Annotated in this window: 9 protein-coding genes; 5 read left to right on the top strand and 4 right to left on the bottom strand. The window is 61.9% G+C overall.

What is annotated here, in order from left to right:
• Nucleotides 1–37: 37 nt before the first annotated feature.
• The 5 genes from ABFC66_RS01510 (at nt 38) to pstB (ending at nt 7,038) form a co-directional block, all read left to right on the top strand.
• Entirely contained in the window at nt 38–475 is a 438-nt protein-coding gene (locus ABFC66_RS01510; RefSeq protein WP_346739188.1) for a group III truncated hemoglobin, read from the top strand.
• Nucleotides 476–701: 226 nt separating this feature from the next.
• Nucleotides 702–1,667, top strand: a complete 966-nt coding sequence (locus ABFC66_RS01505; protein WP_346739187.1) for a phosphate ABC transporter substrate-binding protein PstS family protein — start codon at nt 702–704, stop codon at nt 1,665–1,667.
• 109 nt (nt 1,668–1,776) lie between these two features.
• Nucleotides 1,777–4,425, top strand: coding sequence for an ABC transporter permease subunit (locus ABFC66_RS01500; protein WP_346739186.1), 2,649 nt, complete (start codon nt 1,777–1,779; stop codon nt 4,423–4,425).
• A gap of 46 nt (nt 4,426–4,471) precedes the next feature.
• Complete coding sequence (gene pstA, locus ABFC66_RS01495; protein ID WP_346739185.1) at nt 4,472–6,181, top strand: phosphate ABC transporter permease PstA; 1,710 nt, start codon at nt 4,472–4,474, stop codon at nt 6,179–6,181.
• A gap of 14 nt (nt 6,182–6,195) precedes the next feature.
• Entirely contained in the window at nt 6,196–7,038 is an 843-nt protein-coding gene (pstB, locus tag ABFC66_RS01490; RefSeq protein WP_346739184.1) for a phosphate ABC transporter ATP-binding protein PstB, read from the top strand.
• 390 nt (nt 7,039–7,428) lie between these two features.
• Here pstB and ABFC66_RS01485 read toward each other — a convergent pair whose 3' ends face one another.
• The 4 genes from ABFC66_RS01485 to ABFC66_RS01470 all read right to left on the bottom strand — a co-directional run bounded on the left by ABFC66_RS01485 (nt 7,429) and on the right by ABFC66_RS01470 (nt 13,455).
• Entirely contained in the window at nt 7,429–8,841 is a 1,413-nt protein-coding gene (locus tag ABFC66_RS01485) for a porin (protein WP_346739183.1), read from the bottom strand.
• A 278-nt stretch (nt 8,842–9,119) separates the two neighbouring features.
• Nucleotides 9,120–10,553 carry an undecaprenyl-phosphate glucose phosphotransferase gene (locus ABFC66_RS01480; RefSeq protein ID WP_346739182.1) on the bottom strand — a complete coding sequence of 478 codons (1,434 nt, stop codon included), beginning with the start codon at nt 10,551–10,553 and terminating at the stop codon, nt 9,120–9,122.
• 196 nt (nt 10,554–10,749) lie between these two features.
• Nucleotides 10,750–12,219 (bottom strand): class I adenylate-forming enzyme family protein, encoded by a 1,470-nt coding sequence (locus tag ABFC66_RS01475; protein ID WP_346739181.1) that lies wholly within the window; start codon nt 12,217–12,219, stop codon nt 10,750–10,752.
• A gap of 42 nt (nt 12,220–12,261) precedes the next feature.
• Nucleotides 12,262–13,455: a hypothetical protein gene (locus tag ABFC66_RS01470; protein WP_346739180.1), complete on the bottom strand. Its 1,194-nt coding sequence runs from the start codon at nt 13,453–13,455 to the stop codon at nt 12,262–12,264.
• Nucleotides 13,456–13,541 lie beyond the last annotated feature (86 nt).

The raw sequence follows: 13,541 nt of genomic DNA, 5'->3' as shown, positions 1-13,541 counted from the left end.
AGCCATGTAGCCAATGGGCCTGACCGGAGATTGCCGGATGGACGAGCGCGCAGATGGCGCAGGACGGCGGACTTTGCCGCCCGCGCTGACCGATGAGCGAGAGATCGAGCTGGTTGTCCGCACCTTTTACGGGCGGATACGCGAAGACGCGATCCTCGGTCCGATCTTCGAGCGTGCCATCGGCGCCGATTGGGAACCGCATCTTCACAAGATGTTCGATTTCTGGTCCTCGGTCATGCTGACCTCCGGCCGCTACAAGGGGCAGCCCATGCTGGTCCATATGCGTCTGAAGACGGTTCGGCCGGAGCATTTCGACCATTGGCTCGCGCTTTTCCGTTCGACGCTCGATGATGTTTGCCCGCGCGCCACGGCCGACGCCTACATGGAGCGGGCCATGCGCATCGCCGACAGTCTGCGCATGGGCATGTTCTTCAATCCCGCCGCCGTCGACGCGCGGTCCCCTTCAGCCTCCTGACGGTTACCTCAGCCCTGTGTGACAACGGGGCCACAATCTGTCGACATGAATCGGCGTCGTTGTGCCGCAATCGTCCGCATGTGCCCGGTTTCCGCGGTCAGGCAGGGCGCTGTCACTATTACGTCATAAAACCGTTGCACGGCCTTCATTGGGTCCACTTAAGAACGCAGACGGGGCGGGGCACTACCGCCGCACGCCAAAGCTTTCTTGAAGAAGGTCACCCCTAATGAAGCGCATAAAAGCTCTCCTGGGCGCGCTCGCGGTTACGCTCACCGCCACCAGCGCGTTCGCAATGGATATCGACAGCCGGTACCAGCCGTACCAGCCCACCACCGGTGTGTCCGGAAGCCTGAAGTCCATCGGCTCCGACACGCTGAACAATCTCATGACGCTTTGGGCCGAAGGTTACAAGGCGCAGTATCCTGCCGTGAAGATCGAGATCGAAGGCAAGGGTTCGTCGACTGCTCCGCCCGCGCTGATCGCCGGCACCTCGCAGTTCGGCCCGATGTCCCGCCCGATGAAGGCCGCCGAGATCGACGCCTTCGAGCAGAAGTACGGCTACAAGCCGACCCAGGTGCGCGTCGCGGTCGACACGCTCGCCGTCTACGTCAACAAGGACAATCCGCTGACCTGCATCTCGCTGACGCAGATCGACGGCGTGTTCTCCAAGAGCCGCCTCTCCGGCTCGCCGGACATCACGACCTGGGGCCAGCTCGGTCTCACGGGCGAATGGGCCTCGAAGCCGATCTCGCTCTTCGGCCGCAACTCGGCCTCGGGCACCTATGGCTACTTCAAGGAAGTGACGCTGGTGAACGGCGACTACAAGGACTCGGTGAAGGAACAGCCGGGTTCGTCCGCCGTCGTGCAGGGCGTTGCCGCCGACAAGTTCGCGATGGGCTACTCGGGCATCGGCTACAAGACGGCCGACGTCAAGGCCGTGCCGGTCGCCGGCCGCGACGGCCAGTGCCAGGAAGCCAATCAGAAGAACGCCTACACGGGTGCCTATCCGATCACGCGCTTCCTCTATGTCTACGTCAACAAGAACCCCTCGACGGCGCTCGATCCGCTGCGCGGCGAGTTCTTCCGCTTCGTGCTTTCGCTCGACGGGCAGAAGGATACGTCCAAGGACGGCTACTATCCGATGCCCTACATCTTCGCGCAGCAGGAACTCGCGAAGCTCGGCCTGAAGTAAGTTGAACCGGCGGGCCGGCGGATTTCTCCGCTGGCCCGTTTCCTCTTGTTCGCCGCGGCTTCGGAATGTCGTTCATTCTGCGGCGCGGCGCTTCGTGTGAAACACGCGCATGACCGACGCCGCCTTGCCCAACGCTCCAGACAACCACACCGGCCCCGCGAACCATCGCAAGTCAGTTGTCTACACGCGGAACAAGAAGACCAAGGCTTCGGTCATATGGGCGGACAAGATCGCCAGCCACGGAATCGCCATCGGCGGTCTCCTCGTCATCCTCTCCGTCTTCGCGATCATGGCCTTTCTCATCCTGGTGGCGATGCCTCTCTTCGGCGGCGGCACGGTGAGCGATGCCAGACGCTACATGCTCAATGCGGCCGACGGTCACGTCATTTCGACATCCATCGACGAATATCGCACGCTCGGCCTCGAACTCGGGCGTGACGGGAAGCTCACGGTCTTCCACGTGCCGACGGGCGAGCGGCTGAATGGCCTGGCTTTCGATTTCGGCGGTGCAGAACCTTCGGCCTTTGCGCGCACGCTGCAGGGCGACGATGTCGCTTTCGGCTTTCCAGACGGCACGGTCCGTCTCGGTCATCTTGAAATCAATACGGCCATCGTTCCCGAAAGCGCCGTTCCGGCGACGGCCCGCACCCTTCCGGGCGGCGACCGCAGCGACGGGACGGCGATCTATATCGAGGTGGCCGGCAAGCAGGTGCGTCGCCTCGCGCCCCAGATCGCGCTCGAAGCCTCGGCGCAGGTGGCGCCGGCGGGTACCGCCATTCGCTTCCTCGACTATCGCGTTGGCGGCACCGAGGAACGCCCGGTCAAGACCTTTGCCTCGGTCGACGAGCACGGCACGGCGCGTCTTACTGCCGCCTACAGCCAAGTCAACATGATGACCGGCGAAACCTCGACCACCTTTTCGAATTCCGAAGTGCCGACGGGCCTCAGCGTCGCCGACATCGCTTCGGTTCTCCTCAACACGCCGGGCGACCGACTGCTCGTCGCGACGAATGGCGGCATGGTCCGCCGCTTCGACACGCGCGATCCGGCGCATGCGAAGCTGGCGGAAACGGTGCGCATCCTTCCCGAAGGCGTGAAGCCGACCAGCCTCGTCTATCTGAACGGTGAAAACTCACTCATCGTCGGCGGCGCGGACGCCTCGCTTTCGATCTGGTCTCTGATCGATCGTAAATCGACCGCGACGTCTGATGGCGGTGTGTTGACGAAGATCCACGATCTCGGCGAGCAGCCGGCGCCGATCGAGCATCTCGCGGTCAGCCAGCGCACGCGCCTCTTCGTCGGCGCCGATGCGAAAGGCGAGGTCGCGCTCTATCACGCGACCACCGAACGCCGCGTCCTCACCTTCCCCTCCGACGGAAAGCTCGCGCCGGTTGAAACGCTCATTCTGGCGCCCCGCGACAACGGCGCGCTCGCCATCGGCAAGGATGGCGCGGTTCGCATCTGGTCTTTCGACGTGCCGCATCCCGAAACGACGATCCGCTCGCTCTTCGGCAAGGTCTGGTACGAAGGCTATCCCGAGCCCGGCTATACCTGGCAGTCGACCTCGGGCACTGACAGCGCGGAACCGAAACTCTCGCTCGTGCCGCTGATCTTCGGCACCGTCAAGGGTGCGCTCTACTCGCTGATCTTCGCCGTGCCGATCGCGCTGCTCGCCGCCATCTACACTTCGGAGTTCATGCATTTCCGCGTGCGCGCCGTGGTGAAGCCCGTCATGGAGCTGATGGCGTCGCTGCCCTCGGTGGTGATCGGCTTCGTCGTCGCTCTCGTCCTCTCGCCCATCGTGGAGAACTGGATCGGCGCCGTGGTCATCGCCTTCGCGCTCGTGCCGCTGACGCTCATCGCCTCGTCGTTCCTCTGGCAGTTGCTGCCGCAGCCGCTGGCCTTGCGTTTCGATGGCTTCCCGAAGCTCGTCGCCTTCTTCGTGGCGCTGATCGTCGCGATCTGGCTCACCATGACCGCTGCGCCGGCTCTGGAGCGCCTTTTCTTCGGCGGCGACTTCAAGGCCTGGACGACCGGCGTCGGTTCGGCAACGCCCTTCCTCTTCCTGCTGATGCTGCCGCTTTCCTTCATACTGGTCTTCAGTGCCGGCAGCCGTCTTCTCGGCAATGTCTGGCGCGACCGCCTGCGCGACAAGGAATATCACGTCGCCGGTGCCTGGGAGCTTGGCCGCTGGCTGGTGCTGACCGTCGTCGCCTTTGCCGTCGCGGCGCTCGTCGCGAGCTTGCTGAGCGCCGCCGATTTCGACGCGCGCGGCGGAATCGTCGACACCTACATCCAGCGCAACACGCTGATCGCCTCCTTCGGCATGGCCTTCGCCGTCATTCCGATCATCTATTCGATCGCCGAAGACGCGCTGGGCGCGGTGCCCGAGCATCTGCGGTCGGCCTCGCTGGGCTGCGGCGCGACCAAGTGGCAGACGGCCGCCTGGGTGATCCTGCCGACGGCCGGCTCCGGCATTTTCTCCGCGATCATGATCGGCCTCGGCCGCGCGGTCGGCGAAACCATGATCGTCGTGATGGCGACGGGCAACACGCCGATCCTCGACTGGAGCCTTTTCAACGGCCTGCGCGCCCTGTCGGCCAACATCAACGTCGAGCTGCCCGAGGCGGTGAAGGATTCGAGCCTCTACCGTACGCTCTTCCTCTGCGGCCTGGTGCTCTTCGTGATGACCTTCATCCTCAACACCTTCGCGGAAATCGTGCGTCAGCGCTTCCGCAAGCGTGCGGCGCAGCTCTGAAGGAAACGCCATGGTCGACATGTCCCGTCCGAGTGATGAGAGCTACATGAACAGCAAAGCGTCGAGTATCGCCGTGGTGACCCGCAAGAAGGCAAGCGACCTGACGGCTCGCGGAGAGCCGATGGTCTGGGCCATGGGCGGCTCGCTCGCCTTCGGCCTGATGATGGTCATGGGCTTTCTGGCCCTGATCTTCTGGAACGGCTTCACGGCCTTCTGGCCCAAGCCGGTCGACGTCGTGACCCTCAACGACGGCCGTGTCATCGCCGGTGAGCCGATGCGCGCCGAGAGCTACCGGCCGACGCAGGAGGCGCTGCAAAAGCTACCCGCTGCGGTTCAGGCCGAAATTCGCGAGCATGGCGGACTCGCCAGCCGCACACTCTATCGCATCGGCAATTATGACTATTACGCCAATGATTTCGACTGGGTCTCGGCCTTCGACGTGAAGTCGGTCGCCGCGCCGAAGGACATCATGCTGGTCGAGCGCCAGGAATGGGGCGTTCTGATCGGCCGCTTGACCTCGCTCACCATCGACGGCAAAGCGCACTCCAATCCGGATCTCGCCGCGATCGACGCCGCGCATCGGAAGGCCCGCACTCTTCGCGCCGAGCGCATCGCGATCGAGAAAGACGAGCTCGGCGAAGTCAATCGCGAAATCAACGATCTGCGTCTGTCCGTGCGCCGCGCCGAAATCGACTACGGCACCGGTTCGCCCGAAATGAAGGCCGCCGAAGTCCATGCCGCCGAGGAAACACAGCGTCTCAACGGACAGTTCGAGACGCTGAGCGCGAAGGTGCTCGCCGTCCGCGAGAAGGAAGAGGCGATCACGGTGACGGGCGCCGAAATCGGCGGTCAGACGAAGGATTTCCCCCTCGGCAATTTCGTGCGCTACTACGCGCCGAACGACCTTTCGCTGGCGCAGAAGGTCGGCGTCTATATCTCCCGCTGGTGGGAATTTCTCTCGACCGAGCCGCGCGAGGCGAATACCGAAGGCGGCGTCTGGCCGGCGATCTTCGGCACCTTCGTCATGACGGTGGTGATGAGCGTTCTCGTCGCGCCCTTCGGTGTCATCGCGGCTCTTTATCTGCGCGAATATGCAAAGCAGGGCCGCATCGTCGCGCTGGTGCGCATCTGCGTGAACAACCTCGCCGGCGTTCCCTCGATCGTCTACGGCGTTTTCGGCCTCGGCTTCTTCGCCTATGTGCTGGGTGGCTCGATCGACCATCTGTTTTTCCCCGAGCGCCTGCCGAGCCCGACCTTCGGCACCGGAGGCCTGCTCTGGGCCTCACTCACCATGGCGCTTCTCACCGTTCCCGTCGTCATCGTTTCGACGGAGGAGGCGCTTGCTGCCGTGCCGCGCTCGATGCGCGAGGGTTCGCTCGCTTGCGGCGCCTCGAAGTGGCAGACGATCAAATGGATCGTCCTGCCCCGCGCAATGCCAGGCATCATGACGGGCCTTATCCTCGCCATGGCGCGCGGCGCGGGCGAGGTGGCGCCGCTGATGATCGTCGGTGTGGTGAAGCTGGCGCCGGAGCTACCGCTCGATGGCGCGTTCCCCTTCATCCATCTCGAGCGCAGCTTCATGCATCTGGGCTTCCACATCTATGACGTGGGCTTCCAGTCGCGCAATTCCGAAGCTGGCCGCTCCATGGTCTTCGTGACCGCGCTTGTGCTGATGGCGCTGGTGCTCGCGCTCAATACTTTCTCGATCAACGTTCGCAATCGGCTGAAGCGCAAGTTCGCCGGCGACAAGTTCTGAACAGAGGACAGCCCATGTCAGTTGCAACGGCAATCCAGGACCCGTCCGCCGCGTCCGCCGATGGTTACGATCCGACGGTCTATCATCCGGTCGAAAGCCCGGGCGGCGTCGAGATTTCGATCCGCAATTTCAATCTCTGGTACGGCCAGTCGCAGGCCCTTCACAACATCTCAATGGAGATTCAGAAGGGCATGGTGACGGCGCTGATCGGGCCGTCCGGCTGCGGCAAGTCCACGCTGCTGCGTTCGCTCAACCGCATGAACGACCTGATCGACCATCTGCGGGTTCAGGGCGACGTGCGCCTCACCGATGAGCCGCTTTTCGGGCCGCAGGTCGACGTCATCGCGCTTCGCAAGCGTATGGGCATGGTCTTCCAGAAGCCCAATCCCTTCCCGATGTCGATCGCCGAGAATGTCACCTATCCGCTGAAGGTGGACGGTGTGACAAACAAGAAGCTTCTCGCCGAGGCCTGCGAGTCGGCGCTCAAGGGCGCGGCGCTCTGGGACGAGGTGAAGAACCGCCTGAACGACAGCGCTCTGGGCCTCTCCGGCGGCCAACAGCAGCGTCTCTGCATTGCCCGCGCCATCGCCGGCAATCCGGATGTGCTGCTGATGGACGAGCCCTGCTCGGCGCTCGACCCGATCGCGACGATGCGCATCGAACAGCTCATCGAGGAACTGAAGTCGACCTACACGATCGTGATCGTGACGCACAACATGCAGCAGGCGGCCCGCGTCTCCGACAATACCGCCTTCATGTATCTCGGACGCCTGATTGAATATGGCGCGACGAAAGAGGTCTTCACCAATCCGCGCTCCAAGCGCACCGAGGAATATGTGACCGGCCGCTTCGGCTAGTTCCCTCCACTCCTGTACCCCCGCTGCATTACTCCTCGCAGAAACAGCAGCGTACTTGGCCTCGCCGGAAACGGCGGGGCCTTTTTTGCGCGAGCCCCTGCGGCTCTGGCAAGCTGACATCCCGCATCCCCACAATCGTCATGCCGGACCTGATCCGACATCCATCCTTTCTGCGGCACGGCACGGATGGACCCCGGATCAGGTCAGGGGTGATGGGGTTTGTTGCGGATAGTCCGGCAGCTTCATGACCATAGCCTCCCGATGGATGAAGGCCCGTACCCGCAAGAGGAAAAACCCGGAGCCGAAGCTCCCGGCGCCCGGCGGCGCGCAAAAGAAAAACCCCGGAGCCGAAGCTCCGGGGTTCCTGCTCTGAAGATCTGCGAGGATCGATCAGAAAGCGAACTGGATGCGCGACGCGAAAGCGTTATGCGATTCGTCCGCGTTGCCGCCGTTCGACGCCATCTTGTCGATATTCACGTCCAGATACTCGAACATCATGCGGACGTTGTTGATGGGGTACCAGTTGAGGCCGAGCGTCAGGATCTTCTGCTCGCCGCCGCGGATATTGGCCGAGGTGGCAGTGCCGGAGCCGACATTGTAGTTGAGGTCGGCGACGCTGTAGCGGGCCGCGACTTCCCAGGCGCCGATGCCGCCGCCGAAGGTGAAGGGGCTCGCCGGCTTCACGCCCTTGTAGGCCGCTTCTTCCATCGAGTACTTGTACTCTTCGCCGGTGAGCACCCAGGACGCCTGCACATACCAGGCATCGAAGTCCGGGTCGCTCTGCGTGCCGCCGCGATCCACCTTATATTTGTAGTATTCGGCCTGCGCGCGGACCGGGCCGTAGCTCGCCGCGAATTCCGGGCCGACGGCATAGGCGGACTGGGCGCCCTGGCCACTGATCGAGCTGCCGAGCGAGCCGGTCGAAATGATCGACGTCGGATCAACACGAAGTTCCGGACGATCGGAGAACGTCACCGAGCCGTTCGGATCGAACTTGTAGGTGCCCGAGGCGCCGATATGCACGTTCGTCTTGTCCATCGGCTTGAAGCGGAAGGCCGCGCGGCCGACGACGGCCGAACCTTCGTTGGACGTGTTGGCGCTCGTGCCGACCGAATCCATCGTATAGAAGAGCGAAGCCTGGAAGTTCTCGGTGTTGCCGCGGCCGCCGAAGGAGATGCGGCCGTCGCCTGCGCCGAGCGAGGTGGCAAGATTCGAAGCCGTGGCGCGCTCGATGAAAGTGATGTCGTTCGAGGAAGTCACGTCGTCGAGGGACATCGGCGTCTGGATGGCACCGGCCATGAGCGTGATGCCGTCGATGCCGCCATAGGTGAGGTAGGCGTCTTTGATCGTCGAGGCGCGTTCCTTGCCCGAATCGCCCCACTGCATGTTGAGCTTGTAGCCCCAGTCGCGCATGAAGGTGCCTTCGACGCCGAGTTCAGCGCGGCGGAAGTTGGCGCCCGAGCTCAGCTGCGGCGATTGGCTGTCGGACTGGTCGTAGACAGCGGTGTCGAGATGCGCGCGACCGCGGATCGACATGGTGAAGAGGCCGTCGCCTGTGCGGAAGGTCGGCTTGCCATCCTTGAAATCGATCTGAACGGCGTCCTGCTTCTCTTTGATCTCTTTGATCTCGTTACCCGACTGGATCTGGAGATCGTCGAGACGCTGCTGCAGATCCATGATCTGCTGCTTCATGGTGTTGATGTCGTTTTGCGTCGCGGCGGCCGAACCTGCCATGGCCGGGCCCGCGAGCAATGCTGCAGCACCAAGCGCGGTGCCTGCGAGCAGAATGTTTCTCAACGTCATTCGACGTCTCCGTGTTGTTGAGTGAGTTCTGTGCAGGATTGCGAGCCGCGAGCGGTGCCCACGAACGCCCCCTGCGGACGGGAGTAACAGGCCGGTGTGACGGTTGGGTTCAAGTTATGTGACAGCCAGATGACGCGGCCCTGGTGTGGCCCGTCTGCATCGCATCCGGGCAGGGCTCGCGGGCCGGCGGAAGTCGCCGCCGTCATCATCTTCACATTATTGGATATTGCGCTTCCGCGGGGCCGGGACCGGCGCGCATGGGGCCGGAACGGGTGGCTTCAATAGGCGTTGCGGTTGACGAAGCCATAGAGGGGAGTGAGCCCGAGGACCTTCAGGTCGAACCAGATGGACCAGTGCTCCAGATAGAAGAGGTCGTATTCGAGCCGGGTCCGCAGGTCCCCTTCGGAGGAAATCTCGCCGCGCAATCCGTTGACCTGTGCCCAGCCGGTCATGCCCGGCTTGATCTTGTAGCGTTTGATGAAGGACGGAAGGTGATCCTTGAAGGCCTCATCATGGTTGATCGCATAGGGCCGGGGGCCGACCAGCGACATTTCCCCCCGGAGGACGTTCAGAAGCTGAGGCAGTTCATCGAGGCTGGTCTTGCGCAGAAATTTTCCGACCCGCGTTATGCGTGGATCGTACTTGGTGGCCTGGACGATGGATGCTCCCGTCTCCACGACCTTCATGGTCCGAAGTTTCCAGACTCGAATCCGCTGGCCGTTAAATCCCTGACGCTCCTGCCGGAAGAAGGCCGGCCCCCTGCTTTCGAGCTTGATGGCGATCGCGGCCAGCGACAGGGGGATGGAAAACAGAATGAGCGCCAAGGCACCTATGACGATATCCTCGGTCCGCTTGATGACCAGATCCCAAGCCCGGAGGGGCGGGTCGAAGACCTCGATCAACGTAATGCCCTGATGTCTGACGAAGCCTTTTGCATATTCGGCAATATTGGAAAACGGTGGACAGAAGCGCACGGCTATTGGTAGCTCGCTGAGCCTTTCCAGTACCGCTTTAAACCTCTCCTCCTCCAGGGTCGATAGCGACAGAATGATCTCGTCGACCGGCTGCGACCGGCAGAGCCTGACCAGATCCTCAAGGCCTCCATTTACGGCGCATGGGGCATTCCCGGGCGAGACATCGTCAAAGATGCCGAGGACCGAATATTTGCTGGGCGCGAGCGACAGGCGCCTCAGCAATTCCACGGTTCGCCCGCTCACGCCGTAGATAACGATCCGCCGGGCCAACATGCCGCGCGAATCTATCCGGTTGAGCAGCCCCGCTGAGAGTGAATGGATAAGAAGCAGGCCAAGGCCGCAGATGCTCACCCAGGTGACCAGCCAGATGCGGGAGAAACTGTCCGACACCTTGAGGAGAAAGCCCAGGGCCAGCGTGAGAGCAACGGCGGAAATGAATCCCTGAAGCACCTCGCGGATGCGTCCCGTTGGCTCGACGATCTCGTCGATCTCATAGAGCCGTCGTCTACGGAAAATAATCAGCGTCAGGGCGCTCGTAATCAGCGCTACCGCGAGATGACGTGTGGAGGGAGCGTCGCTAGTGGCCAACTCAAAATAAAGAACGAACTTCGTCGCAAGTGCCGACAGAACGATCCAGAAGCCATCGAGAATCATCAGTCCGTCGGAGAGCAATGCCGGAGTGATCGCCCTGCCGTCGGCCGGTCGCTTGCGAGATAAACGCCCGTCGATGTTCACCATGAACGCGCCCTTCCACGCACCCCGGGCAAGCGGCGGCAAGCCGAAATGTTCCCGGAACGGATCGCACGATCTTGCAGACACGGTCCGCCCGGGCATCGGGGAAGACAATGCTGAACTGTTCCGTTTTTGAAGGGGTCCGGTGTCGCAATGGCATCAATGCCGAAATCAAGGCCGAACTATCGATGCGGCAGGGAGCTCACCGGGAATGATCGGGGCCGCCGAACAGGAGTTTCCTCAATTCGCTCCGCTTGATCTTCTGCATACCCGCTTCGGTGCGTGGAAACTTCTCAAGAACTTCAAAGCGGATATGTTCGAACTGTGGAAAGCTTCGGGCAACCTGCTCCATTTCGGCACTGGAGGGCGCACTTTCGGCTTCAAGCGCAATAACGAGCTCTTCCTGCCCCCGGTTGTTCAGCCCGGAAAAGAGACAGGCTGAATTGACCCCGAGCACCTTCTGCACATTTGCTTCAAGCGGAGCGACTGCGACCTTTATGCCGAGGACGTTCAACACGTCCGCCGTACGCCCGAGGATGCGTATGCGCCCGTCTTCGCGCCGCGTGGCCAGGTCGCCGGGATAGAAATAGCCATCGCGGAAGGCCGCTGCGGTCGTTTCGTCATCGTCGAGATATGACGAAACGTCGACATTCGCCAGCCGAACGCGAAGCTCGCCTTCCTGCCCCATGGGGCATTCGGTTCCATCCGAATTGACGATCTGGAACATCCCCGGACGGATTGGCGCGAGCCAGTACAAGTCGCCCTCGTCGTTGAATTGCGACTGCATCAGCCAGGAATATTCGGTAGCGCCGTATCTGATGGAGATGTTTGGGGAAATGAGGCGGGAGGCCCTTTCTGCCAGATCGAGTGAAAGGAAGCCGCCCGCAACGCCGAGGTCGAATTGTCGGGCTTGCTGTCCGGCAGAGTCAGCCGCCTGAAGGAATTCCTTCAGCATCTGCGGAACCAGAATGGTCCAGGTGATGTCATGCTTGAGCCACGACAGGGAGGGGCTGGCGCCCTGCGCGAGAACCACGGTTCCGCCGGCATGCCACGAAGACAGGGGCACGTCGAAGCCCGCAGACGTCCAGAGCGGAAAATTGGCGGCAAAGAAAACCGAGTCCCTGCCGCAGGCATAGACTTCCGCTCGCAGCGCATTCCGGTCGTCTTCATTGAAGCCGGGCCTCACGAGCTTCTTGTATAGGCCGGTCGTTCCCGACGTATAGAGAATGTGATTTCCGGGCCGCGCGCCGGCAGAGCGCGGTATGGGAATGGCGCCTTGATTGACGTCGCGATAAAGATGTGCCGGAACGACGATGACTTTCGCCCCTCTTGTCGCGCTTCGATCCGGATTGTGCCGTGCGCGTTCGGCCTGTGTGATCACCACGCAAGCGATGTCCTTGACATTCAGAATCGAGGCGACCGCGAGCGACGAGACGCAGATTGTGTTGAGCCCCAGAGCGCGCAGGGCGAGGACATTGACCCAGGCATCGATCAGGCTTTGCACAAGCACGATAGCCGTTCTGCCGGCGGGCAGGTCTTGCCCCTCCAGAAAGAGCCGGGTTGTTTCGATGGATCGCGCGAAGGCAGCATAGCTGAACGGCGCGTCGTTATGAATGACGGCGGTCTTTTCCGGTTGAACGCGGGCCCATTCATAAATCTTGTCTGCGATCATCGTGCCTTATCTTCACTCTGATGCGAGCCGTTTGGTTATTCGCTACAGCCGGAGCGACTGCGCGGTCTGGATAGCCGCCGATTTGATCCGCTCCGCGTCAGATCGCAGACTCTCTATCTGCATCGCGGCATCGCTTTCCTTGATCGCCGTCGTCAGCTGCCTGCGCGCCAGCTCGACATTGCCCTGCGTCGCTGCAAGCTGAGTCTTGGAAATCGCGCCCATGGCGCGCTCCAGATGCAGATATCCGTTGAAGCTCTGTACAAGCGTAGCGAGTTCTGCACCGAAGAGGCAGTCCTGATCGAGAAGATGCAGATTGCTGGGCCGGTCGTATTTGGACCAGTCCGGCGTCAGGTCGTCCATTTCAATATCGTCCCGCCGCTCGGCGAGCAGCCGGTTCGACGCATCGAAGCGATCCTGAATCTTTCGCGCGAGGGGCAGGCCGATGGAAAGTCTGTTGCCCTTGGGCAGCAGAAGGAAAGGAATGTTTCTGTTCTGGTTGGTCGCATGGTCGTCGTTGAATTGCGGAAGCTGAATTGCGTTGTTCAGCGCGATCTGTTCCACGCTCAGGGCCGTGTTGAGGTTTGGAATATTGGCCGTGCCTGTCCGGTCGATTCCAAATCGCCCGCTCAGCATCTCCACTAGGGACGGCGTGCGCTTGTATGAAACGAGCCGGACGCTCCCTTCGCCGAATGCCCTTTCCCAACGACGGACGAGCTGATTGTAATCGAGGGGAGATTCGGCCTTCGTTTCGTCGTCGAACCACGCCGTATCAACCTTTGTTCCCAGTAATGAAGCGGTCGATGCGATGGAAACCGTGTAGTCGGTCTGCGGACGCAGATGGATGATGACTTCGATGGATGTGAAGAATCTGGTGAGGAAGCGTACCACCCGCTCGACCATTTCGTCGCTCGGGAGGCGGAGCTGGAGGTGCTCGCTGGAGATGATGGCCGTGTCGAAATTTGCGCTTGAGGCTGCCGCGTATTCCTGTGCGAAGGCTTCGGAAACCCTTTCGACGAACGACTTGTGCTTTCCGGGATCGGTGAGTCCGAGCCGATAGAAGCCGTCATCCGGCTTGTCCGGGTCCATCGCCAGAATAGCGAGCCATTGATGGTTGACGCCGCCGGTTTCCGGATACCAGATGCCGGCCTTCTTCAGCGCTGGCCTGTTTCTCGAGAGCCATTCCTGCGTGGTCGTCGTTCCCGTCTTGGCGGTACCGATGTGCAGAAGCAGTTTCATTGCGGGCGAGGCTTCCTGTTGTTCTCGGGCCATGCGCCGGACGATCGCTCGAACGCCGGATCTCTGTCTGCCAACCTTAGGCAGCC

It is taken from the genome of Parvibaculum sp. (assembly GCF_039680535.1).
Classification (GTDB): Bacteria; Pseudomonadota; Alphaproteobacteria; order Parvibaculales; family Parvibaculaceae; genus Parvibaculum.
This window is presented reverse-complemented; position numbering and strand designations above follow the sequence as displayed.

Bases quoted from the DNA above. Each gene is read 5' to 3' on its own strand.
- ABFC66_RS01510 (WP_346739188.1), top strand. From the start codon at position 38: ATGGACGAGCGCGCAGATGGCGCAGGACGGCGGACTTTGCCGCCCGCG.
- ABFC66_RS01505 (WP_346739187.1), top strand. From the start codon at position 702: ATGAAGCGCATAAAAGCTCTCCTGGGCGCGCTCGCGGTTACGCTCACC.
- ABFC66_RS01500 (WP_346739186.1), top strand. From the start codon at position 1,777: ATGACCGACGCCGCCTTGCCCAACGCTCCAGACAACCACACCGGCCCC.
- pstA (WP_346739185.1), top strand. From the start codon at position 4,472: ATGAACAGCAAAGCGTCGAGTATCGCCGTGGTGACCCGCAAGAAGGCA.
- pstB (WP_346739184.1), top strand. From the start codon at position 6,196: ATGTCAGTTGCAACGGCAATCCAGGACCCGTCCGCCGCGTCCGCCGAT.
- ABFC66_RS01485 (WP_346739183.1), bottom strand. From the start codon at position 8,841: ATGACGTTGAGAAACATTCTGCTCGCAGGCACCGCGCTTGGTGCTGCA.
- ABFC66_RS01480 (WP_346739182.1), bottom strand. From the start codon at position 10,553: ATGGTGAACATCGACGGGCGTTTATCTCGCAAGCGACCGGCCGACGGC.
- ABFC66_RS01475 (WP_346739181.1), bottom strand. From the start codon at position 12,219: ATGATCGCAGACAAGATTTATGAATGGGCCCGCGTTCAACCGGAAAAG.
- ABFC66_RS01470 (WP_346739180.1), bottom strand. From the start codon at position 13,455: ATGAAACTGCTTCTGCACATCGGTACCGCCAAGACGGGAACGACGACC.